The organism is Marinifilum sp., from assembly GCF_965230805.1.
Lineage (GTDB): Bacteria > Bacteroidota > Bacteroidia > Bacteroidales > Marinifilaceae > Marinifilum.
In genome coordinates this window covers 3,467,372-3,492,096 of record NZ_OZ246019.1, presented here as the reverse complement: position 1 = coordinate 3,492,096, position 24,725 = coordinate 3,467,372, and the positions used below count along the sequence as shown (strand labels likewise).

General features: G+C 36.5%; 12 protein-coding genes. 3 read left to right on the top strand and 9 right to left on the bottom strand.

Translation table 11 applies throughout. The annotated features are described in order from the left end of the window. Nucleotides 1-72: 72 nt before the first annotated feature. Nucleotides 73-2,979 (bottom strand): triple tyrosine motif-containing protein, encoded by a 2,907-nt coding sequence (locus ACO05S_RS13930; protein WP_421918619.1) that lies wholly within the window; start codon nucleotides 2,977-2,979, stop codon nucleotides 73-75. Nucleotides 2,980-3,270: 291 nt separating this feature from the next. Between ACO05S_RS13930 and ACO05S_RS13925 the strand changes: the two genes are divergently transcribed. The 3 genes from ACO05S_RS13925 to ACO05S_RS13915 all read left to right on the top strand — a co-directional run bounded on the left by ACO05S_RS13925 (nucleotide 3,271) and on the right by ACO05S_RS13915 (nucleotide 8,755). Continuing rightward, nucleotides 3,271-6,042, top strand: coding sequence for an outer membrane beta-barrel protein (locus ACO05S_RS13925; RefSeq protein ID WP_421918618.1), 2,772 nt, complete (start codon nucleotides 3,271-3,273; stop codon nucleotides 6,040-6,042). A 330-nt stretch (nucleotides 6,043-6,372) separates the two neighbouring features. Beyond that, nucleotides 6,373-7,863, top strand: coding sequence for a sensor histidine kinase (locus tag ACO05S_RS13920; RefSeq protein WP_421918617.1), 1,491 nt, complete (start codon nucleotides 6,373-6,375; stop codon nucleotides 7,861-7,863). Between the two features lie 181 nt (nucleotides 7,864-8,044). Continuing rightward, a complete protein-coding gene (locus tag ACO05S_RS13915) occupies nucleotides 8,045-8,755 on the top strand; it encodes a response regulator transcription factor (RefSeq protein ID WP_421918616.1) in 711 nt (236 codons plus the stop codon). A 502-nt stretch (nucleotides 8,756-9,257) separates the two neighbouring features. On the opposite strand, the gene ACO05S_RS13910 is transcribed toward ACO05S_RS13915, so the two are convergent. The 8 genes from ACO05S_RS13910 to ACO05S_RS13875 form a co-directional block, all read right to left on the bottom strand. Then, nucleotides 9,258-10,082, bottom strand: a complete 825-nt coding sequence (locus ACO05S_RS13910; RefSeq protein WP_421918615.1) for an SDR family NAD(P)-dependent oxidoreductase — start codon at nucleotides 10,080-10,082, stop codon at nucleotides 9,258-9,260. A 567-nt stretch (nucleotides 10,083-10,649) separates the two neighbouring features. Next, entirely contained in the window at nucleotides 10,650-11,879 is a 1,230-nt protein-coding gene (locus ACO05S_RS13905) for a thioredoxin family protein (RefSeq protein WP_421918614.1), read from the bottom strand. Between the two features lie 102 nt (nucleotides 11,880-11,981). Further along, on the bottom strand, nucleotides 11,982-14,300 hold the full coding sequence (locus tag ACO05S_RS13900) for a Gldg family protein (RefSeq protein ID WP_421918613.1): 2,319 nt from the start codon (nucleotides 14,298-14,300) through the stop codon (nucleotides 11,982-11,984). 202 nt (nucleotides 14,301-14,502) lie between these two features. Next, the gene (locus ACO05S_RS13895) at nucleotides 14,503-15,300 is read right to left on the bottom strand and encodes an ABC transporter ATP-binding protein (RefSeq protein WP_421918612.1); all 798 of its coding nucleotides are present in this window, start codon (nucleotides 15,298-15,300) and stop codon (nucleotides 14,503-14,505) included. A gap of 617 nt (nucleotides 15,301-15,917) precedes the next feature. Continuing rightward, a complete protein-coding gene (locus tag ACO05S_RS13890; protein WP_421918611.1) occupies nucleotides 15,918-18,170 on the bottom strand; it encodes a Gldg family protein in 2,253 nt (750 codons plus the stop codon). A 268-nt stretch (nucleotides 18,171-18,438) separates the two neighbouring features. Beyond that, the gene (locus tag ACO05S_RS13885; RefSeq protein WP_421918610.1) at nucleotides 18,439-19,500 is read right to left on the bottom strand and encodes a PKD domain-containing protein; all 1,062 of its coding nucleotides are present in this window, start codon (nucleotides 19,498-19,500) and stop codon (nucleotides 18,439-18,441) included. Between the two features lie 167 nt (nucleotides 19,501-19,667). Beyond that, the gene (locus ACO05S_RS13880; RefSeq protein WP_421918609.1) at nucleotides 19,668-21,044 is read right to left on the bottom strand and encodes a RagB/SusD family nutrient uptake outer membrane protein; all 1,377 of its coding nucleotides are present in this window, start codon (nucleotides 21,042-21,044) and stop codon (nucleotides 19,668-19,670) included. Between the two features lie 11 nt (nucleotides 21,045-21,055). Next, nucleotides 21,056-24,649, bottom strand: a complete 3,594-nt coding sequence (locus ACO05S_RS13875) for a SusC/RagA family TonB-linked outer membrane protein (RefSeq protein WP_421918608.1) — start codon at nucleotides 24,647-24,649, stop codon at nucleotides 21,056-21,058. Between the last annotated feature and the right edge of the window lie 76 nt (nucleotides 24,650-24,725).

Below are 24,725 nucleotides of genomic sequence, written 5' to 3'. Positions count from 1 at the left end.
TCGAACTCACGTTATAATAACACCCGTATAAGTTTGAAATCAATCTAAATCTTCTGGCCTTTTGGATCTGAATTAGATATTCAGTAAAAAATCGATCAGGTTTTCTTCCCTTGGTAAATCGAATTTCTTTCGCAGTCTATATCTACTAATTTCAACACCTCTTACCGAAATGTTCATCAAAGGGGCAATCTCTTTGGTAGACAAATTCATTCTAAGATAGGCACACATTCGCAGATCCTTTGGCGTTAACTGAGTGTAAGCGTTTCTTAGCCTCTTTAAGAAATTTTCGTGTACTTGATCGAAATGCAATTCAAACTGCTCCCAATCCTGCTCGCTATTGAATTCGGAATCCAGAGTTTTCATCAATTGTCGAACCTGCACCAAGGCAGTTGGATCTTTGATTTTTTTTAAGGCTTTTTTAAGTTCACCAACAGCATATGAAAGCACCTCATTTTTATGAATGATATTCATAGTAGAACTTGCCAGTTCGCGCGTCTTATAATCAACCTCGCTTCTTAACTTTTCATTTCTTAATTGCACAATCTCCCTTTCGGCAATTAATGCTTGTTCTCTAAACTTTTGCTCTTTGGCTTTTAACTCTGCCTGCTGTTGCTTCTCCAGGCTTTCGTGCATTCTGTTTATGCGCAATCGCACTACCAAAACCATTCCCCAGAAAAAGAAAATGGACACAAGAAGATAAATAAAATATGCCAGTTTTGAACGATACCAAGGTGGTAGTATGGTAAATTTAAACTTGTCAGGAACCGACAAAACCCCATACTGATTCTTTGCCAAAACCCGAAACTCATATTCTCCCTCTTGCAAGTTGGTATACTCTTTACTAGTAATGGTTTCCCAAACTGATGTGTCTTGGTCGAATCCTTGTAGTTGATATTTGTAGTTAACCAGTTGTGTACGGCTTGATTGAGGTGCACTGAACCGGAATCGAATCGCATTGTTCTTAAATTTGATATACTTTTTGCCATTACCCCCTTTTTTTTTATGACCTGCATAAATAAGAGAATCCTGCATTTGATCATCAATCCTCACTTCTCTAATTAAGGTATGGAATGTTTTCTTGTATCTTTTTCGAATCTCCGGATTATAATGTACAAAACCACTTTCTGTTGCAATCAAAATATTTGCATTGTCAATCTCATATACATTTTCGAAAGCCCCGATAAATGAACCTTTGATTGAAGAGAATACCAATTCTTGCTTTTCGTAAGAATTGTCCACCTGTAATTTTAAAATTCTCAACTTATCATCCTGAAAGTACCAAATATCTCCATTTGATTGTTCAAAGATCTTGGTAATCTCTTTTTCTTTGCCAAACAAATTGTTTAACGATGGATAGACTTCAAACTTGTTAATCTCGGGCACATACTCATAAAAACCCTGATTGCTGGTAAAAGCAACTTTATTTCTAATTTTATGAATCCCAATGCTTAAATCGGAAGGAAGACCCTCCTCCGGGCCATACAAATTATAATTGATGCATGAATCCAAAGCATTATTCAAAACAATTCGGTATATGCCTTTGTAACCATGACTCATCCAAATGCTGTTGTCATTATTCCAAATCAATTCTCTTGATGATTCATGAAAACCACCAATCCTTTTCTTGAACTTCCATTTTCCCTTTTCGGATTGACGTTCGAACAAGATCAATCCCGAATAGCTGCCTCCAATCATTTGATTTGGGAACTCTTCTTTATATAAATATTTCCACCCTCCTTCAACATCAGAAATCAATTCGCCCCGAGTTTGACTAATCCGAAAAGTACCTTTGGTATGTCCGCACATTAGTTCTCCTCCTACAAGCTGCAAACTCCATACCTGACCGGAAGTATTTTCAACAAGCCTGAACCTTTCATCCAGATTTTGAGCTATATCCGAGAAATCATACTTTCGTGCAAATAAGCCCATGTTGGTTCCCAAGTATAAATAACCATCGTGATAAATTGAAGTATAACCTGTTCCTATATCTCTGATTCTGGGAAAAGTAGAAACTGGTGAACTAATTTCAAGATGATTGATCCCATTATCCAAGCCCAACCAAAGATTCTCTTCCGAATCCTGAAATAAACTAAGTATGGTATTATTAAGCAGACCTAGATCTGTATTCACATGCTGAATGATTTGGCCTTTTTTATTAATGATATACAAACCATTTCTGACCGTTCCAAACACAAATTGATCTTCTCTTACTGCCAATCCGGAATAAATTTGTTCTTTAGAAAACGATTTATTTGCATCGATATTCCAAGCTTGTGTTAGTCTTCCATTATATAAAAACAAGCCATTTAGGGCAGTAGCAATTAAGAGTTTATTGTTGTTATAAGGCAGAACACTTACAACTTCAAAGTTTTTAAACTTTTCTGTACCTTCTAGCAAACGAAACTCTTTCCCATTCAGTTTACAAAGTCCCTTATCTGGAATTTGCACGTAAAACTCATCGTCTATCACAAAACTCTTCCTAAAATCCATTCCGCTTCCAATAATAGATAACTTCTCATCCTTATAGAAAATTATTTTTTCGAAAGTGTGAAAAACAATTCCATTTTTGTAGTGAAAGATTTGCCATACCTCTTCAAAATCTCTCTCCTTTTCCGGTAAAAAGTCTGCCAATGAACGAAAAACCAATTCGCCTTTTAAATTTGGTTCCAAATAACCGAAATCGTTATAAGCTCCAACATAAACCCTATCCGATTGATCTATTGCCAAAGATCGCACCAATGATTTATTCGGTATCTCTATCAAACGCCAGGTTGTTCCATCAAACTCCAGGACTCCTTCATTATTGGCAAAATACATCAAACCTATCGAGGATTGAACTATATCCCAATTTTGGGTTCCCCCATGATATTCGCTTCTTGGAAAATTTTTTATAAAAGGGATTCCATTGTTCTTTACTTTGGCTATGCCTTTATAATTAGCAATCAGTAATAAGAATAGTAGTATTGTAGATTTTTTCAAACTTGAAGTGATTTAGATTCTTGAATGATATAAACTATAAAACACATCCAAAATTCACTTGCTTTTAATGCATTGTAAAAAATGAAAACCTTCTTTTAAAATGCTATTCATTTATTAACAAGCTTTAACACTTTTTGGATCTGTAAGCTAAATTTACACATTAATTTACTGAAAGTTACCCCTAAACTTGTCTTTTCATCATTAACCTTAATTAACCTTGATTCACTTTAAATAAGTAAATTAACAGTAATCTTAAAATTATCTTTATCGTGAATTTAAAAACACGTATTGATGTACCGAATTTTGCTATCTCTATTTTTCATCCTAACCGGATTATCACTTTTTGCTCAAAAAAGTTACACCTTAAAAGGCAATGTAATCGATTCTCAAGAAGGAGTTTCTCTTCCCGGAGCAACAATCCTATTAATAAACAAGTCTGATACCATCCAAAAATCCGGAACCATAACCAATGAACTGGGAAAGTTTAATCTAAAAGTTAAACCTGGTCAGTATAACTTTCAGGTTTCCTTTATTGGATATAAGGATATCAAAAAATCTATTGTTGTAGAAGAAAATTCTATGGATTTGGGACAACTTAAGCTGATAGAAAATACGGAGTTTTTGCAAGAAATAAATATTACTGAAACTCTACCTCCCGCAAAAATAAAAGGTGATACCACAGTTTTTAATCCAGAAGCATTTAAGGTAAATCCTGATGCCACAGCAGGGGAACTTTTGGCGAAAATGCCCGGATTTTATGAAATTGATGGTAAACTTGTGTTAGAAGGACAAGAAGTTGCCGAAGTATTGGTTGATGGAAAACGTTTCTTTGGAAACAACATGAACCAAGCCTTATCCATGATCCCCAATGATGTAATTAAAAACATCGAGGTATATGAGTACAAAAGCGATGAAGAAAAATTTAGCGGTTTTAAGGAGAATGATGAGGACAAAAAAACCCTAAATATTGTAACCAACAAAAAGAACAAGCGACTTGTTTTTGGCGATGTAGCTGCGGGGTATGGGAAAGACGACCGATATGGATTTAAGGGTAACATAAACAGTTTTTCTGAAAATAACAGCATAACATTAACTGCAGAATCCAGAAATGTAAATGCTCCTTTAAAACTTAGCAACAGACAATTTGGGAATTCAAGAATTGATGGAAACGAAATTCAGGATGATTCTTTTGGATTAAACCTTGTAAAGACAAAAAACCAAAACGATATCGAATTCAGCTACGAATATGGAAATCGTGAAAACGAAAACATAAGTAGTTCAGTAAGAACCTACACAGCTGAAGCACTTGCCGGACAGGTTCAGAATTCAAGCAGCACATCAAGCAACGATAACGGTGATCACCGTGTTAACCTAAGGGTATCTTTAAATTCGAAACCTAAAAGCAGATTAATGTTAAACACCAGCTTCTCTGCTTCGAATGGTGAATCAAATTCAAATTCCATTTCTGACACCTATTTAAATGGAGATATCCTAAATGCCAACACAAACCTTAATAGTTCAGAAAGCAATTCTTACAATATACGCCAAAGGATAAATTACTCTAAAAATTTAGGTAAAATAGGAAGATCCTTAAATGTAAATGCCGGATTCAATTATTCTAACCGCGAATCGGACGGCAAACAATTGTCTGAAACCTTGAATGAAATTAATGAAGTGAGTCAGAGCATTAATAGAGTTTCCGATTCGGAATCAAAAAATACTGGAATAGAAGCAGGCCTTTCATATAGTGAACCAATTGGTAAGAAAGGATTTACCAGCATAGGATACCGCTTTAATTACGATGAGCATAAATCTGACAAATACGGTTATAATTTTAATGAGGACAGTAAGTCATATAGTGACTTGGATGAACTGACAACCAATAATTTTGAAAATTCCACAATTAAGAATGCAGGTAGATTTTCTTACAATTTAAGAGGCAAAACGCATAGTTTTAGTTTAGGTGCTGATTTTGAAATAACTACGCTTAAAAACGAAGAAAGCTTTCCAAATCAAACCAATTTTAATAAGGACTTTTATGCATTTAAGCCATATGTAAGATATTCTTTAAATCTAAAAAATCAGAAACGAATTAACCTGAATTACATGTCCAGAACTTCAACACCTTCCATTAATGATTTACAGGAAGTTGTGGACCTTTCGGATCCTTTGTATATAACAGCAGGTAATTCAGAATTGGAACAATCGCGAACTCATGGTTTCATGGCAATATTTTCTGCATCGAATATTAAAAAAGGTAGCTATTTATCAATCCATGCTGGTGCTTCCACAACCAACAATACCGTTGGAAGAAGAACAATAGTAGCCGTTCGGGATACAACCATTAATGATTTGTATTTTCTTCCGGCAGGAGGACAATTCTCCGAACCTGTTAACCTTGATGGCCAATACAGAATTAATGCAAATATTTCTTATAGCTTTCCATTAAAAAAAATAAAATCAAAATTGAATATTAATACCAGCGGTGGTTTTACACACAATCCAACCTTTGTTAACGATAAAAAGGCATATACCGATTCCTGGAATCTGAATCACGGTGTGACATTAAGTTCCAACATCAATGAAAAAATAGACTTTACATTTACAAGTTCTAGTAATTACAGAAAATCTAAAAACAATTCAACTTCCGGTTCTGAGTATTTCTCGCAAACCACAGCATTAAATATGTATTGGAATTTTTTTAAAGATTTAGTCTTTAGAACCAATACCAGCAACAATTACCAAAATAATTTCTCAACAAATAATGAGGATAGCTTTTGGCACTTAAATCTAGGATTATCAACCAAAATTTTTAAAAGTAAACGTGGAGAATTATCATTTACTGCATACGATATTTTGAATAATGAGGATGAAAGATCGCATATGGTCACAGATCTATATACCTCGGACAACTTCTCCAACAAATTAAATAAATTCTATATCCTTACATTTAGCTACAAGTTAAGGGATGGTAAGAAACACAATCAACGCAGGTTTAATAGAAACAGACATGAGATGTATCCGGATCAAATGCACAACATACACAATCTCATGATGATGTAATACCAGTATTAGCATGAAATCAATCCCATTTTTTTAGGAGCTTATTCTTCGATAAAAAATATCGCCGAAGCTAATATATTTCTATTTTTCCTTAACCAAATCAAAATTTTCGAAACAATTTAAGGCTCACAAAAAGCCAGTAAAATCAAAGCATATAATTTTAAAATTATTTTCTTTTAAATTTTCATAGTCAAAGTTTAGGTCATTCTTTCGGAATGGCCTTTTTTTTAATATTTTTTAGTTCAAATAATTGCTTTTTGTATACTGCTATTTGGTTAATTAAGGTTAAGAATTTAAGATTTTAATCTTGAAAGCCAGTATATTTGTCACATGCCAAAAGACAGACTAAGAAGAAAGAAATTTAAAATCATTTCACCAATGATGTTGAGTATGATTTTGCTGGTTACCTTTGTTGGGTATTGGTTGCATGGTCAGTATTACAATGAAAAAAGAAATCTGCAAATTGATTTATTTCGCCTATATCATACCTCTCTATCCGATGGAGAATTTATTCTTTTTTACCGCACAGTAATAAAACCTAGCTTAAACGCCACGGATACTACCAATCTAGAGAAACTAAATATTGGATCGCCTAGAACAACTATCGATTTTAAAAAGGACTACATTAAAGAATTAAAAGCTTTTGTAGATTCTAACAAGGCATACCTAAAGTTATTTATAGCAATTGAGGACAATGAAATAATTCCTGACAGTTTAAGAATGGATAGACAATCTGATATCATAAGAATAGGTTATCCTTATAATATATATCCATCTCAAATTTATAACAATGAAAAAAAAGAGGTTAAAGAATCTTACTCTCAATTATTCAGTAGTTTGTTTCTGAAATTGTTAAATAATAAATATCCTAACTTAAATATTACCGAGAAAGAAAAGATTGACAGAAAGAAAGTTGAATGGTTTGAAAAGAATAATCATGAAGCTATACTAAAAGATAAATTAGCAATAATAGTTTATTCCATTAAAGGCCGGGAATCAAGTATTATATACTTTGAAAACTACTATTTTCTTCTGCTAAGAATTATTCTTGCACAAATCGCTTTTGGAATTGTGCTTATTGGTCTTTCGGTGTTTGCTCTTGTATTTGCATATCGAAGTTACCTTACACAAGCAAAATTGAACATGCTTCGCTCCGATTTTGTTAGCAATATCACGCATGAATTAAAAATTCCTGTTTCAACTGCTAAAGCAGCCATGGAGGCCATTCTTAACTACGGTATCACCGATGACAAAGAAAAAACCAAATCCTACTTAACAATGGTTGCTTCGGAAATGAATCGTTTGGATAGTCTTACCTCAAGAGTATTAGAACACTCTAAATTGGAATCGAACAAACACCTGCTAAAAAAGGAATCAACCAATTTGAACGAATTTGTTGAAAGAATTGTAAAATCAGTTCAACTCTTTTATGCAGATACCATTAATATCAAATTCAATAAGCCTTATGAAAATATTATTATTTCCATCGATAAAGTATACATTGAAGGTGTTATAAGGAACTTGATTGAAAACAGTAAGAAATATGGTGGCGATGACGTTAGCATTTGTGTAAACCTTTGGCAGGAAGGCTTACATGTTTATCTCTCGATAATTGACAATGGACCAGGAATCCCAAAAGAATATATTAATAAGATTTTCGATCGTTTCTTTCGGGTTCCAACTGGTAACCAACACAATGTAAAAGGCTTTGGCTTAGGATTAAGTTTTGCCGCTTTGGTAATGAAACAACATAAGGGTTCTATTAATGCGTATAATCTATCTGAAAAGGGCTGTGAAATAAAATTGAAGTTTCCGTCATAAGGACTTTCATCGCATGATATGCAATTACCAATCAATGTTGTACTTATAGCAGTATTAGCATGAAATACCTATTGCCAATACTCAAACTCCGGAATATTGCTTACAGTATTATTAACAAGTCAGAATAAGGCTATTTTTCCTATATTTTCTTATCTTGCAGGGCACTCTAGCTAAGATCATCATGGATAAAATAAAAATTCTTTATGTAGAAGACGAGCCTAACTTAGGGCAAATTGTATATGACTCATTAACACTAAAAGGGTTTGACATTGTTTGGGAGAAAGATGGAGCACGGGTGATGTCAAAATTTCATGATTTTACTCCAGACATTTGCGTGTTGGATATTATGCTTCCAAATGTTGATGGCTTTCAATTGTGCGAACACATCAGATCTAAATATCCAATATTACCAATCATTTTCTTAACAGCGAAAACAGAAACACCTGATCTTGTAAAAGGTTTTGAAGCCGGGGGAACCGATTACATTCGAAAACCATTTAGCATTGAGGAATTGGTGATTCGTATTGATAACCAACTCAAACTTCATAGTGCGGGACAAGGCGATAATACTTCTGAAGAAAAAAAAGAAGAAATCAACGAAATTAAATTGGGAAGCTACACCTACTTCCCCAAGCGATATGAATTAATTACACCATCGAAAACGATTAATCTATCAAATCGCGAAGGTGAACTTTTAAAGAAACTTACAGAAATGGGCAGCAAGGTTGTGGAACGCAAAGACATTCTTGTGCAAGTTTGGGGCGATGATTCTTTTTTTAATTCTCGAAACCTTGATGTATACATTAAAAAGCTTCGAAACTACTTTAGCGAAGATGAAAATATCGAAATTCAAACCTTAAGAGGTAGAGGGTATCTTTTTTTGGTGAAGTAAAAGTATGGCAAAGGAGTATAATAGTATTACTACTGAAAGACACGTTTTAAATGAAACGAACCATCATTCTTAAATAACGTGAGTTCGACGTAAAATACAGAAAACGGTCATTTGCTTGATAAAAAAAATCGGATAACATTTGAAAAACAGATTCTGCTGATGCTACATAATGGAGCAACCACTCCCAATTGTGGCGGCTCCAACTAAACTATTTTGTCATAACTCTCGGAATGATACTGAGATTAAATGTTTTACAAAAGTGATAATCCTTTTAATTGAACCTCTTTATTTACGCCTTTCTTATATATCTCTAGATATTCCAAAGCTTTTTCTGAGCACTAGTGTAAAGAATGCTAATTCCCCGAACTAATTTTTTGACCTATTTTCCTTTCTACTGCGTTAAGCTTTTTCGCCGTAGCTATGGCTACGGCCTGTAAACCTTGCCTTGTAAAAAGAAAAATATTTTCAAAAACTTTAATTCGTTTTATTAACACTCTTCACACTAGTCTTTAGCATTCAATAGCCGATGTGCATCAGGCGTAGTGAGATACTCTATTTCTGGTTCTTGAGCCTCAACTGCTTTTACAATGTAATCTGCTGTACCTTCCGGACCTTCAACCCGTGTATACATCGCTTTTGAAAAAGCTTTAAATTTATCAGCCATTGATTTATAATCATCGGGGATGTGAGATGCATCTAATTTTGCAAATGCTACTTTAGCAAATCCGGTATTTACCGCCCCAGGCTTTATTTTTACAACATCAATATTAAATGGTTTCACCTCCTGACGTAAAGCATCAGACATGCCTTCAACAGCATGTTTTGTGGCGGCATACCATCCTAATATTGGCATTGAAATTTCTCCTACTACAGACGACACATTAATAATGCGTCCTGACCTTTGCTTACGCATGTGAGGTAAAACTGCTTGTTGCAACCTTGCATAGCCAAAAACGTTTACATCAAACTGGTATTTCAACTCATCCATGTCAATGTTTTCGATGGTGGCATAGGAGCCATATCCGGCGTTGTTAATCAGTACATCAATACGTCCTTGTTCATCAATTACTTTTTGTACCCCTTTTTTAACCTGATCGTCCTTGGTAACATCCATTACCAATGCATGTCCACCAATTTTGCTAAGGTATTGGTTGGCTTCTACCTGAATGTCTCCACCGTAAACAATGTATCCTTTTTCAACAAGTTTTTCGGCGGTAGCTTTACCAAAACCAGATGCTGTTCCGGTAATCAAAACTACTTTCTTTTGTTGTGCTTCCATTGTCACAACAGTTAAAATCATTGCAAGAAATAAAATAATTCGTTTCATTCTTATTTGTATTTATTATTAACAATCAATTTGATGAAGTCAAAATCACTTAGTATTGTAGCCTTCCCATAAAACAAAAAGGTCTGAGCACCATAAATAACGTGAGTTCGACGTAAAATTCGTTCACAGTTTAATCTGATTTTGAGTAGAAATTTTATCAAATTTTCGAAGGAATATCGGGATATTTCAAGAAGATTTGAGGAAATTTATGCCGAAAGCAGGCTAACACATAATGGAAAGTTCTCTTTACGACATCTTCACATTAAAAATTGCTCAAAATAGCACGCTATTCTTTCCAAATTTTTAATGCAAATCTATCCCAAATATAACTTTCTGTGGATAGAATTTTACGTCGAACTCACGTTAAATAGCTTTAAGCTTCATTTTGGCATCATTGCCTGACAATTCAACAATCTAGTCAATTGAGTACTTGCCTAATTTACAGCTGGATGTTTCAATAAGTTGGATAGCACAGAAGATTCTAACATTTATCCCTTTAATTCAGGCATTAATTTATTTCATAGGATGACCATCTGTACATTACAGTTAGTCATCCTTTGAATCCCCTTACATCTGCTCAATCTCTTCTATAAATTTTTGCTCGTCTTTTGGCAAACGTTTTAGAATAGGTATGAACTTCTTTTCAACGTCTAACTTAAATTTTTCTAAATATTCCAAGGCTTTTTTCTTGTTGCCATCTAATTTGTATAAACGTATAATGCTTTGGTAAGCACCATAATCGAAGTTTTCCTCGTATTTTTTTTCTAACTGAGTAAAATCTTTAATCAGCTTTTTATACATACCACTCCCGTCAAATACATCGCTATTCTCATTAATCGTCTCTGCCATCATGTACATAGCAACGCGCATACCTCTCCAGTCTTTCTCCTCTATTCTCTTGTTCAGCATTTGCTTCTGTAGAATATACCAGTTATCTATATCGCCTTTTGCCAAATAATGCGCAGAATATAGAGCCTCTTTATTAACGGTTGCTAAGACTTTTTTAACACGTTCAATGGACTTATCAATATCTTCAATACTATTATTCTTGTCTTCGGCTATTTTTCCAATATATTTACCCGCCGGCTTTCGCATTGTTCTCTGGAGTTCCCTTTCTTGTATGCCTGTTTTTTCAATAATTTTATCCCAGTTGTTATAAATAAACTGGTAAGCCTCATCTTCGAATTCCAGTATTGTAGACCAGGTTACCATTTGAAATACCTTAGGGTCGTACAATTGCTCCATCTTGATGGTTTTTGTGTAGGCTGCCCCAATTTTATAAATCTCATCCATCTTTCTCTGCCTACCTAGCTGTGCGCACAACTGCATCAAGAAATCCAGATCGCGCTCGCCCTCATTATATCTTTTTTGCAGCGCTTCTAATTGCATTGAAGGATCCTCGGCTATTTTAGCATCATTAATTAAACCATCTGCTTGCGTAAAGCCAAGTACTCTATGCATTTCTTCGCCATCCGGGCTAAAGAATAATAATGTTGGGTAATTTGTTATCTTATATTTTTTAGCAAAGTCTACACCTTCTCCCTTTTCGGCATCAATTTTAACATTCACAAAACGCGGATTAAAATAATCGCCAACAATTTTTTGTGGAAATACTTCTTTGCTCAGGCGTTTACATGGCCCGCACCAGCTTGTATAGGTATCAACAAATACCATTTTGTTTTCTTTTTTTGCCTTGGCGAATGCTTCGGCTAAAGTTCCGTGCTCAAATTCAATTCCTTGCGAAAAGGCAGAGTTTATACCTAGTATGGCAACTACCACTAATAGTAATTTTTTCATTTTTTATAAATTTATATTAATTCATTGATAATTTGTAGAGACTTAGATAGTAGACTCTTAGAATTCTAAATATCTAATTGTCTACTGTTTAATCGTCTATTTTTAATTCTTCATTCGTTTCAGTAACATTCTGCCGCCAAAGAAGGCGAACAGACCCGGTACCAAAAAGTACATCAGCAAGCTTAACCAAATAATGTTTTCCCAGGCAATGCTTACACGATTATCTTTTCCTTCAACAACCGGTATATCCAGTGGGTAATCGCCATTGGTCATCCACTTTGACAAATAAGGCATAAAGCTTCCGTTACCTACCTCACGACTTCCATTACTCAAAAAATCGGTATCGGAAGCAATTAGCACTTTCTGGCTTTTATTATTTACTGTTCTTTCCAACTGAACGGCAATCGGAAGGCTTGCTTTTTGGTCGCCTTCGGCTTCGTTGTATGTAATCTCTCCAAACTTGTTTGGTCCTGTGGCATCCAACCAAGCTTCCTTAGCTTTGGAGCTTAACAGAACAAAGGATTTAAAACCCTTGTTTTCATCCAGCTTTAAAGCAGTGGCTTTCCCAAGCCCGACAGGGGTATTTAAACGAAGACTTTCTTTGAATTCACCATGGGGTTCAGCCAGGTTATAATCAGCCGGATATTTGGGGTTATCGTTCACCAATATTCCAGGCAGGTATTCCACACCAAAATCTGCCACAATCGGATTCATTATCTTTTCATTGTCACGTCCCGAGGTAATGATCAGGTGCCCACCTTTGTCGCTATACTTTTTCAGATTGGCCAGTTCCTGCTCTGAAAATTCTGATTTGGGTTCTGCAATCAACAATACATCAACATCCGAAGGAACTTCCTGGCTAAGGTTTAAACTCACTACTTCAAAACCATTGTTTATTAAAGATCGTCGCTGGTCGGCTGAAGAGATGGCTAAATCATAATTTTCAGGGTAATTTATCTTTGGACGATAAGCAGTTCGGGTACTTGCCAGCTTTTCATTCACATTCATCCCTCTTTCCCGGTGGCCTTCTACAAAAGCAATCTTATAGCTATTGCCTACCAATCGTTTGAATGCAGCCGTTATTTGTGCCTGAGCCGGCACGGCCTTCTTATCATCAAATTTATACTTTAGGATGCTTTGTTTTCCCTTGCTTTCCAGCACTCTGAAATGGAAATTGGCGTAGTTTTTTACAATATCATCACTTAATCCCAACTCATCAATATGGTGAATATCATTGATATCCATTTTCAATAAATTGGACATATACTTGATGGTCTCATCCAGGCTTATGGGGTCGCCGGGCAGACTTTTTCTTTGATACCCCTCCAATTGTGATGGCTTGTAGAAGTACACAAAATCCATTTCAATTTGTGGATATTCCAGGTAATATTTATGGAAAAAATCTTTGGCAGTAACATGATCTTCCGGCATTAATCCTCGGGTATCACCTTGAAACAAATTCACATAGGTGGTAATTTTAATGGGTTGATCCTTCAAATCTATCAAAGCCTCTTTACTTACCGGGCTCAATACATTCTTCTGCGTTGCGCTCATATCCTTGTACCAAAGCAATGTCGGTATGGTGGTGATGTAAATTACCCCCATGGCAAATAAAAGCAAGCCTGTCATTTTTGCACGGGTCATCCACTTGGCCGTACTTGTTTGGCGTTTTAGTACCATTCTAAGGTAAGCCCAGGATACAAACAGGATGATCAATACCACAAAATAGAGCAGGGACTGTGAAGTAACCAAGCCTTTGAAGGCATATCCCATTTGTTGCGATGGTGCCATCCAGTACATAATGGTACTTATTACCGGTACTTCATCAACCAAACCATACAGCAAATCTAAACCATAAACCAGGGCGATGGTGGCTACGGCATCCACAATGGGGTAAGCCGAAAAGGTGGATATAAATACCCCAATGGCAGCAATTAAAGCCGCAAACAGGTATAAATGGATAAAGACACTTATCAAACTTCCAAAATCCAATTGCTCAACCGTAAAGTTACCGATAAATATAGCCAGCAAGGATATAGACATCAGCATGCTCACAAAAACCATAACCCCCAGGTATTTACCCATTACAATGGAACCTAACTTAATAGGCGAAGAGTACAGGAGCTTAATGGAACCACTACTAGCCTCGCGACTGATGACTCCCATGCTAATTAAAGGAATTAAGACCATTAACAGGGTACGTGTATTCCCAAGGTATCCCACTTTTTCAGAGGTAAAAAGCCTATGGGTTATTCCCCCAAACTCTGTATGATACAAACCCAACATTTTTGCCATGTGTGTAAGATCAGGAATAATTTCGTAAGCCGTAAAAATACTAAAGCCCACCAGCACCAACCATGCCAGTGGCGAATAGAACAAGTTGTTCAGTTCGAGTTTTGCTATTCTTATTGTTGTTTTCATTTTTTACAAGTAGCCCCCTCTAAGTATCCCAAGGGGGATCACAGTAGCAAGCATGATTTACATGATGTAAGTAGTCATTGTAGATCTTGCAATGTCTTGCAGTTATATGTTTAATAGTCTAAACACTTATCCATACGATTTGGTTTCTCCCCTTTCGGGGGAGATAGAGGGGGATTTCCCTGATAAGTGTGCAAATATTAAATCAAGCGATTGCTTTTCGATGGCTACTTCTTTTAGTTTCCAATCGTTCTTTACGCTCTGTTCTAATGAGTTTCTTCCGATACATTCTTTGGTGGAAATCGAACTTCACGCGGAACTGGCTTCCAGTTTTTAGTTGTTCAACCTTGATCTCCAGCACCCCGTCTATTTCCATCAATTCGGGATTGGTTGGGGGATTGTCGAAGGATACAGTCATGGTATCTGGCTCAATCACGTTATTAAAGGCATCAATGGTGTCGGCAAATACCAGTTTACCTGCTTCTATCATCTTTACCGTACTGCATATCATCTGTACCTCAGGCAGAATGTGCGTACAAAGGATTACGGCACGATCCTGTGCGATTTCACGAATCAACTCACGAATCTCGGCAATATTATTCGGATCCAGACCTACAGTTGGCTCATCAAAAATAACCAGCTTTGGTTTGTGGATAATGGCCTGTGCAATACCTACTCGCTGCTGGTAACCTCCCGATAGGTTACGGATGAGTCTTTTTCGCATGTGTAGCAAACCACATTTTTCCATGGCGGCTTCCAAGGCTGCAGGGATTTCTTTCTCTGGCACAAAACGTAGGTGTGCCGTATGCTTTAAGTATTCTTCTACGGCTAAATCCGGGTAAACAGGCGGTTTTTGTGGCAGGAAACCAATGTTCTTTTTGGCTTCTTCCGGGTTTTTACGCAGGTCGATACCGTTGATAAATACCTCGCCCTCGCTTTGGTTCAAAACACCACAAAGAATATTCATGGTGGTTGATTTACCGGCTCCGTTGGACCCTAACAAGCCAAGATTTCGTTGGAGTGCATTTCTATATTGATGTCGCGGATAGCCCAGTTTTTAGTATAACGGTGCGACAGGTTTTTGATTTCTAATATTTTGTTTGACATGATGTTTTAGTATTAATGATAAATTATAAATAAACACAGAGACACAGAGACACAGAGTTTTTTTTATGAGTTAACAACCTCAATTCTTTATTGCTTTTTTCTGGCCCCATACTCTTTTCTTTTTAGTTTGTTGAACTGTTTATTTGCTGATTTTAAAGCTATGAGCTAATGGCTAACGGCTAGTAGCTTTTATTTATGATGATTTATAAATAAACACAGAGACACAGAGACGCAGAGTTTTTTTATGAGGTACCATCCTCAATTCTTTATTGCTTTTTTCTGGCTCCATACTGTGTTGCTTTTTATTTGTTAATTTTTTCTTTTAAGCTATGTCCCCCACGCTATCGCACGATTGTATCGTGTGATTTTGAACATACCTCACGAGGGGACTCGTGGGGCAGCGTGGTTCTTATACTGTTTTTTTCGTTTCCATTGACTATTGACTGTTAACCAATGACCAATGACTATTGACTAATGACTAATGACTATTGACCAATGACCAATGACCATTGACTACATCCTCCTCCTTCTCCAGAAAATAAATCCGCCAATAAATAATATGGCAAATGGGAAAATCCAGATGTATATGACCTTATATACCTTCTCTTTGGCATTGCTCATGATTATTTTATTGTCGCTTCCTTCATTGGGTTCGAACAACAATGGATATTCACCGGCAGTAAACCATCGGAAAATGTTTTTATAAAAAAGCGTGTTTGCTGTAAAAGGATCTCTCCTATTCTTCATAATAACTTTATCGGCAGCAAAATCGGCATCTCCGACAACAACAATTTTTTGTTGCTTGCCATTTTTATTGCGCTCCAATGCCAATGCTACGGTAAAGCTTTCCTTTTGATCTTGACCTGCAAGACTTGTTTGTTGGCCATTAGTGTTTAGCAATGGAGTCACCTTAAAACCATCCTTTTCTTTATAAGTGAGCGGAGATGCTCCCGGCAATTCTATTTCGTGCATTCCGTAATCGGTAAGCAATCCTGGAGCATTTTTATTGACTGTACCCATACATAGCTCACCCAAACGTCCGGTGTGGTCACTTAGAATAGAAGAATTCTGAAGCTCTACATTAATCAAGCTTAAAAGTGGATTGATAAAAGCACTGTTTTTACCTTCAGCCGCAATAAGTAGATTCCCTCCCTTATCGATATAAGACTTGATTTTTGAAAGTTCGGCTTCGCTATAGGCAATCATCGGATCCAAAATCATCAGGATATCCGTATCCTCCTTTATATCTCCTTTTGTAATATCCCGGCTATTCACTATAAAACCATGGTTTATCAAAGCCGAACGGTGTTTCCATACTTTTGCCATACGGTTCCAGTCCTGCTCCCAGGCACGTTTAATGCTTCTTTCCTTGTGCCCTGTAATAAAGCTCACCTGATAAGGAGAATGTATCAAGGTTTTAAATTGAGTGGCATAGTCAATTTCCAATGCATCAAGAGCCACATCATCTCGTTCCCGCTTTAAAAAGACATGCTGATCTTTATAAATAATTTTTTCCAGCACACCAAAATCCATTTCGTACATTCCTATAGCTTCCTGATCCGTTGCATCCAACTCGTTAAGGTCCTTAATTTCGTTCATGTCCAGACCTTCGTAATAGGCAAGCATTTCGGCTTTTTTGCGGGGGCTGTAATTCTTAGCTTCTCCTTTGAAACTATCCCATTCTACAGGTGCATAAAACATTTGGTATTCAAATTCAGTATCTCTTAAAAAGCGCGTATAAATACTGTAAAACTTTCGCTCATTCAACCTTCTTCTGGAAGGCCTTATATCACTGGAGTTTACATGTCCAAAGAACTTAACCTTTAGCTGGTCTTCCTTAAGCTGATCAAGAATCTCCTGTGTACCCGGGTGGGCTGTATGCATTTTTGTTTCGGTCATATCGCCATACACCTTCAACTTAGGGATGGCTGCAATGCCAATGCACACAATGGCAATACACAGGTAGGCTGCTGATTGTAATCTTATTTTTTGTTTTCCTTTTTTGTTCTGGCGGTCGGCATGCAGTTTATTTACTGTAAAGGCCAGGAATAAAACCGACACAATGATAAAGTAAAAGATATTGGTACTCACCATATACCCCTGAAGTGCCGGTGTGCTATGGTTTGAAATGGATAACCAATACAATATGTCTCTCAGTACCGGTACGTCTTGTGCCAAACCTCCCAGAAAATCGAGCACATATAAAAAGGCTATGGTTGCAATACCGGAAATAATCTGGTAACGCGACAGGGAAGACATAAACAAACCAACAGCTGAGTAAGTAGCAATCAGTAAAAAGAAACCTATTAAACCGGCTATGGTAACACCTGTATCCATACCGGGAATAAAAAACCCGGCTCCAATAATAGCCATTGCCATAACCAATATGATAGCCAGACTGAACACCAACATAGCCACATATTTACCTACAACAATATTCCTTATTTTCAAAGGCGAGGAATAAAGCAATTTAATGGTTCCGCTGTTCATCTCGTTACTGATAAAACCCATAGTTAGTATGGGCACAAACAGGAACATAAGCTCCTTCATTTTAAAGAAGTAACCATAGTAATCCCGGGTAAACAAGCGGTTCGTGATTAGGCTCATCCCGTCGGGTCTCTGTTTAAAGAATCCGTGTATGGACTCCAATCCACCGGTAAACTGAATACCAGAGTAAAGCGCAAAAACCATAAGAACCACCCAGGATATGGGCGAATACATCAGGTTTAGGAGCTGCAGTTTTGCAATTTTTAATGTAATTTTCATTTTTTATTTAGCAGTTAGGTGTTAGGTGTTGGTATAATGCTTAGGCAAAAACAATCTACTAACATTTTATTTATTCTATTGGTTCTGTTTTACGGGTCGTCTCATCAAATTTCATTTCAAAAAACACGTTTTTATATCAATTATTGAGCCAAAGTTGAGTTAATCTGAGTTAATTTAGGTTAATGGGAATTACTATCTTACAACAAGAGGAACACTTTGTGGTGCTCCTCTTGAAATACAATTCTTTATATAAGGTATCAAATCTGTTTTAGATGATAATTATATTGTCTATTTGGATACGTGGCGATCCAGTTTGATATATATGGAATCCGATATAAAACTCTTCACCCTCCGAAACATGTTCTTTCAATGATAATTCATACGAATCCCATCCTTCACTTTCAGCTATTACTTCTTTCACCATTATTGTAAAATCATCTGCACTTTCGGGTACTTTTTTCGCTATCCAAATCTTAACAGGTACATGATCGTACCTCCCGAACGTAGGTTGAATCATATCAAAAGTTAAGGGTGCTAGACCATCATAGGTCACTTTAGGCGAAATTACCCAGTCATCTACACCATCAGGATTACGACCTGGATGGGCAGAAAAATATAAACTTTGATATCTACTATTTGCTTCCCATTCCTGTGTGGCTGTACCGTAATTCAAAACAGACCATCCTAATTCACCTAATGTTAGTCCATTATCAAAAATCCCTTCTAATAAAGGAGCCAGAACAGTAACGTATGTTTTCCAAACCGCTTCTTCTCCATCATCATTGCTTGAAGTTAATGTGATTTCATATCTTCCCCCTTCTGTATATATATGATCCGGTGTTTCATCCGTACTGGTGTTTCCATCACCAAAGTCCCAAAGATACGATGTCGCTCGTGCAGATTTATTAATAAAATGCACCTCCTTATTCGCCTTTAAAAGCGTATCCACATTAAAGTAAGCAAAGGGTGCTGTTGTTACTTCAATACTCATCGTTTTTTCGTGAGTAAGATAATTGCCATTTTTCCCGTTTTGGGCAATCATACTTATGGTATAAGTACCTACTTCGGTATATGAATGCATAGGTTCTACTTCCTCTGAAATAGTTCCATCACCAAAATCCCAAAAGTACTGCGCCCCGTTAACTGATTTATTGGTAAATGTTATTACCCCATTTAATCCTATATCTGAGGTATCGCGAACAACGAAATCTGCCACAGGGGTATCCAAAGTAATGGATAAATCTTCCACCTCGTTACAGGCTGCAAACAACAGCACTGCCAAAAACGTGGCAAAAAAGGCTTTAAGCTTGTATTTATATATTTGTTTCATTTTATTAAAAGTTTTGTATCAGGATTCAAGTAACATTCAATACTCCTTTACTCAATCTTGATTGTTTTATTTTCATTGTACTTTTATCAAATAAAATTTGGCTATTGGTTATTAGTACTTTATTCAAAATTGCTAAAGGCTAATAACAAACAGCCAACTATAGGTTTTTATCTATCGCTTTGCTCAATCTCAGGAGCATATTGCATGACTATATGAGCAATAGGTACAATTAATCGGTTGTTATTGGCAGGAGTATGCAATTCTCCCTCAATTATTCTTTCAATATTTATTACATCACCTTCTGCTATATATCTTTTAATATCGAATAAGCGCATTCCCTGATCGGCCATTTCCCTTCTTCTTTCTTCTTTAACGAAAGCAAGAGTTGTAGCTGCATCCGGTAACTGAACCGTTGTTAAATCGTTATAAGTACCCGTTACATAACGTGTTCTTCTAAGGGTATTTAAATCATCAATTGCTTTTTGAAAGTCTGCTCCACTATTTATTCTTGAATAACATTCTGCGCGGATAAGATACATCTCTGGCACTGTACACCCTGTATAACTCTGAGGATTTCGATAATTTTTATCCCTTTCAAAATAATAACCTGTAGCATCTTTTTCATAACGATCTGATAAACGCAAATCATTAGTCGCATCATACAAAGCAATTAAATCATCTGCTGCATAAAGGGTTGCAAACCAGTCATCAAATTCTGTCCTATGTTTAAGGAATATTATTTCAGCATTGTCGTAGTTAGGGATATCATCTTCCTTGGTACCAGAATCGTACAAAGTGTTGTATATACCCAGACAATTATTGGCTGCTTCCAATGCTTCGGAGTAGTTCATCATCTGTAACTTTACCCTGGCCAATAGTGCATAGGCTGCTGCCTGAGATGCCTGCCAGTTTAGTTTAGGAACCGATGTTTCCATTGCATTGCTTTCAATGGCTTCGCTTAAATCTTTAAGTATTACATCGTACACGGCCTGAACAGACTCTCTTGGTGTAGCACCTGAAAAATCAGGGTCTAACTTAATAGGCACCCCTTTGGCACTTGCTGCTGTAGCCTCAACATATTGTGTGGAATACAGATTAACCAAAGAAAAGTAAGCAAAGGCACGGTGCACCTTTAATTCAGCAATCATTTTCTTTTTTTCTGCCTCGCTGCCAACTGCACCCTCAATTTCCCTTATCAACATATTGCTGTTTAGCACAGCATTATACAATTGATTATACTCTCTATCTTCCTCATCCTCATAACCAAACATTTCATCCCATGTTAAAGCATTGTAATAACGAGAAGTTGAGTTATTTATATAAGAGTTATAAGTTCCATCGGGTACTTTTATTTCATCCGATAAATAAACATCTATTTCATAAGAATTTACTCTTTCGATTCGTTCATTTAACATTAAGCGAAAATCTTCAACTGTTTCCGGCAAAATTTCACCATAGGGTTGAATGTCCAATAACTCATCCCTGTCGCATGCTGCAAAAGCGGTTAGGATAATAAACAGATATATAATTTTAAATTTCTTCATCACGTTTCAGATTAAAAATTAACTTTTAAGTTCATGGAATAGGTAGCCCTGTTTTTATAGGTAAAAACACCATTGCCAAAGTCAGGATCTATATCCTTATCAGTTGCCTTCCATAGCAAGCCCAGGTTTCGTCCGTTAACACCTAAAGTAACTCCCTTTACAAAAGTATTGGCCAACAACTTACTGTTTAAATTATAGCTTAAACCAATGGATTGAATTCGGATATGTGAGGCATCCTCGTACATCTGACTACCATCTCTAAGATAGACGGAGGTTTTTCCACCTATTGTGTTTGACGGAACATCGGTAAAGGCTTCGTCACCTGGCTGCCTCCAGCGTTTTTCTGCATCTACATGTGCTACCCTGTTATAGCTACCTGAAACGAAAGTTGATCTTTTAAACTTATGCCCAAACTTATAGGTTAACAACACATCCAGGTTTAAACCTTTATAGCTCACCCGGTTTCTGTAGTTACCAAAGAACTTAGGCGTCATTTGCCCCATATATTGCAAGCCATCCTTGGTTGGCAACGCATCGTCATCCCAACCAATTATTTCATCATTTTCGTTATACACCTGCACGGTACCATCTTCTGGCGATAAACCTGCCCAGCGATAAGCAAAAACTTCAGATAAACCATATCCTTCGACGGGAGAAACAGAGGTATAAGATTCTACTGTTTCGGTACCGTCAAATCTTTCCACTTTATTAACGTTATGGTTGACCATTACGCCCATATCCCAATTGACACTACTATTCTGAAGAATGCGATAATTCAAACTTAAGTCGAACCCTTTATTGGAAATTTCGGCATAATTTAACCTAACATCTTCCACTCCGTAGGTTCTGTTAACAGCTACGCTACCTAATACATCGGAGGTATACCTTCTATAATACTCAAATGAACCGCTTAGCCTGTTGTTGAACATGACAAAATCGAAGCCGGCATTAAGGGTTGCTGTAGTTTCCCAACGTAATTCAGCATTTGGATAATCCTTAATTTCTGCAGTTGGAACCTGGGTTCTGGTATCAGCTATTAAAGAAGCAGTTAAAAAAGGTGAAGCATCTCTATTAATTCTACCTCCCGTACCATAGCTGACACGCAAATCGAGTCGGTTAAGGAAAGATACATTCATAAAATCTTCCTCTGCCAAACGCCATTTAAGCCCAGTAGACCATAAAGGTACATTACGGTATTTTGGGGATGATCCAAACAGGTTAGAATCATCTAAACGCCAGCTACCTGTTAGCGTGTATTTATCTTTAAAAGTATAACCTACATTGGCATAATTAGACAAATAGCGATCATGATCCCTATCCACACGTGCATTATTAGTGATTCTATAAATTCCAGAACCATCCCAAGTCTGACGCGGATCAAACTCATAAGGTACACTATAAATATCTGTATATCTTAATGCCTGTGGATTATAGTTGTATAATGTTTCATCTGTTTGCCCGTCATATTTCTCATCCCTGTATTCTATACCCACTATGGCTGTAACAAAATGTTCACTATTGGCATCAAGGTATCCGGTATAATTTAACATCCCTCTGTAGGAATCTGTCCAAGATGCATAAGAATTTCTATCAAGGGTACCTCCTCCGGGTGGGATAATAAATGTGCCGTCTGGTACATACTCCCCACTATTTGGGTCTTCTACATAAAATGCATTACCTATAATTTCATTTCTTACTTCCCATATTTCCTCATTTCTATACATCCTTGTTTTATTTCTACCATACTGATAATCATAGCTTAACTCAGCCTTTAAGCCTTTTACAATATCAATATCCAAACGAGCCTGGAAATCTGTATTTCTTACTTCAGTGCTATTATCCTGGTTATCAAACTCTCTCTTCAGGTTATAATCCCAATCGAAAGGTAAATAAGGTTCCAGTTCCTGGTATACTTCATCTTTAATTCTTGGATGAACCAGATGTGGCATTGTAATATAATCGCCATTATCGTCTAATATCCTTGCATAAGGACTGTATGATTGGATATTATTTATACCATTGTTCTGAATGTCGCGCTTGCTAAAACCAATTTTAGTACTGAATTTAACCCCTTTCATCAGTTCCGTTGATAAATTAATAAGGGCTCCATAGTTTTGATTGCCATCACCTTTATTAAGGTTTTTTTGGTCCTGATAATTTAATCCTACCCTGTACTGGTACTTATCATTACCCTGGCTAATAGACAAGTTGTATTGTTGTTGTGTATAGTTTCTTAAAAACAAATCGCTATACTCCTTGATATAATAGTTCTGTTTAAGTCCATTAATAGTAGTATTAAAGTCGGCATCTGAAATATTGCCATTGGCATAATCGTAGTAGGCTTGTATTCCTTCTGAATTTACTCTTGAATTACTTCTCCTGTCTTCGTCCCTTATGCCTCCTTCAGCGGCCCACCATTCATCTAACTCGAGGTGATCATTGACAGAAGCCACATAGGCATCGGAATAATTTGGTTTTTCACGAATAGAGAAGGACGAATTAAAGCTGATTTGTGGTTTATCCGATTTTTTACCTTTTTTGGTGGTAATTACAATTACCCCATTGGCTGCCCGTGCTCCCCAAATAGAAGCCGCAGCGGCATCCTTCAGTACCGAAATGTTTTCAATATCGGCCGGGTTAATTTTTTCAATAAGACTAGTAAAATCATCACCGTTAGCATCTGCTCCTCCAGAAATACCACTAATTGGGAAACCATCCACAACAATTAGAGGTGCATGGGAATTAACGGCACCATCACTCATATTAAAGTTGCTTAATCCTCGCAAAGAAATACGTGATGGGTTACCATCTCCCATATTTTCATATAACAGACCAGGCACTTCTCCTTCTAATATATCCAATGCATTGGCTGTGGTTTTTTGCTCCAATAATTTTTCCACTTTTACATTCTCGAAAGAACCTGTGGCGCGTTCAGCAGAGATAGATTGATAACCTGTTACAACTACTTCATCCATTGTTTCGGTATCAGCCAAAAGGCTTACATTCTGAAATACTTGTCCGGTATATTTAATTTCCTGTGGCAACATACCCACAAATGAGAATACCAAAACAACATTGTCACCATCGAATTTTAAAGCGTAATTTCCATTGATATCAGTAGCCGCACCAATAGTAGATCCTTTAATTACAACAGAAACTCCAGGAAGAGGTACTCCATTTTTGTCGGTTACTTTACCTCTGATGGCTTTCTTTTCTTGTTGTTCTTTTACAGTTGGAACATTTTGTGCTGGTCGAATGATGATAATATCCCTGTCAATCTCATACTCCAGTCCGCTATTCTCAAGTGCAGCATTCAAAACCTCTTCAACAGTAATATCATGGGTATCTATACTAATCTCATCAATATTCTTAATGTCATTTTGATTATAGATAAAGCCTAGATCAGTTTTTGATTCAATTTCTTGAATCAACTCAATAAAGCTGGCATTTTTTACACTAAGTGCCACTCGTGTTTGAGATAAAACACTAGCACTTAAGCTTAAATTACAAGCCAACATTAGCATTAAATAAATTTTCATAGCCAATAGCCATTTGTTTCGAATCCCAAATCGTATTGGAATTCTCCAGTAATCATTTTTTTTCATAAATTTGATTCATTAGGGTTATACAAATACATCTCGCCAGATGTTTACTCTAATTATACCCGGAATGTACTGGTAA

Excerpts from the sequence above, each read along its gene's own strand:
- ACO05S_RS13925 (WP_421918618.1), top strand. The coding sequence starts at position 3,271 with ATGTACCGAATTTTGCTATCTCTATTTTTCATCCTAACCGGATTATCA.
- ACO05S_RS13920 (WP_421918617.1), top strand. The coding sequence starts at position 6,373 with ATGCCAAAAGACAGACTAAGAAGAAAGAAATTTAAAATCATTTCACCA.
- ACO05S_RS13915 (WP_421918616.1), top strand. The coding sequence starts at position 8,045 with ATGGATAAAATAAAAATTCTTTATGTAGAAGACGAGCCTAACTTAGGG.
- ACO05S_RS13910 (WP_421918615.1), bottom strand. The coding sequence starts at position 10,082 with ATGAAACGAATTATTTTATTTCTTGCAATGATTTTAACTGTTGTGACA.
- ACO05S_RS13905 (WP_421918614.1), bottom strand. The coding sequence starts at position 11,879 with ATGAAAAAATTACTATTAGTGGTAGTTGCCATACTAGGTATAAACTCT.
- ACO05S_RS13900 (WP_421918613.1), bottom strand. The coding sequence starts at position 14,300 with ATGAAAACAACAATAAGAATAGCAAAACTCGAACTGAACAACTTGTTC.
- ACO05S_RS13890 (WP_421918611.1), bottom strand. The coding sequence starts at position 18,170 with ATGAAAATTACATTAAAAATTGCAAAACTGCAGCTCCTAAACCTGATG.
- ACO05S_RS13885 (WP_421918610.1), bottom strand. The coding sequence starts at position 19,500 with ATGAAACAAATATATAAATACAAGCTTAAAGCCTTTTTTGCCACGTTT.
- ACO05S_RS13880 (WP_421918609.1), bottom strand. The coding sequence starts at position 21,044 with ATGAAGAAATTTAAAATTATATATCTGTTTATTATCCTAACCGCTTTT.
- ACO05S_RS13875 (WP_421918608.1), bottom strand. The coding sequence starts at position 24,649 with ATGAAAAAAAATGATTACTGGAGAATTCCAATACGATTTGGGATTCGA.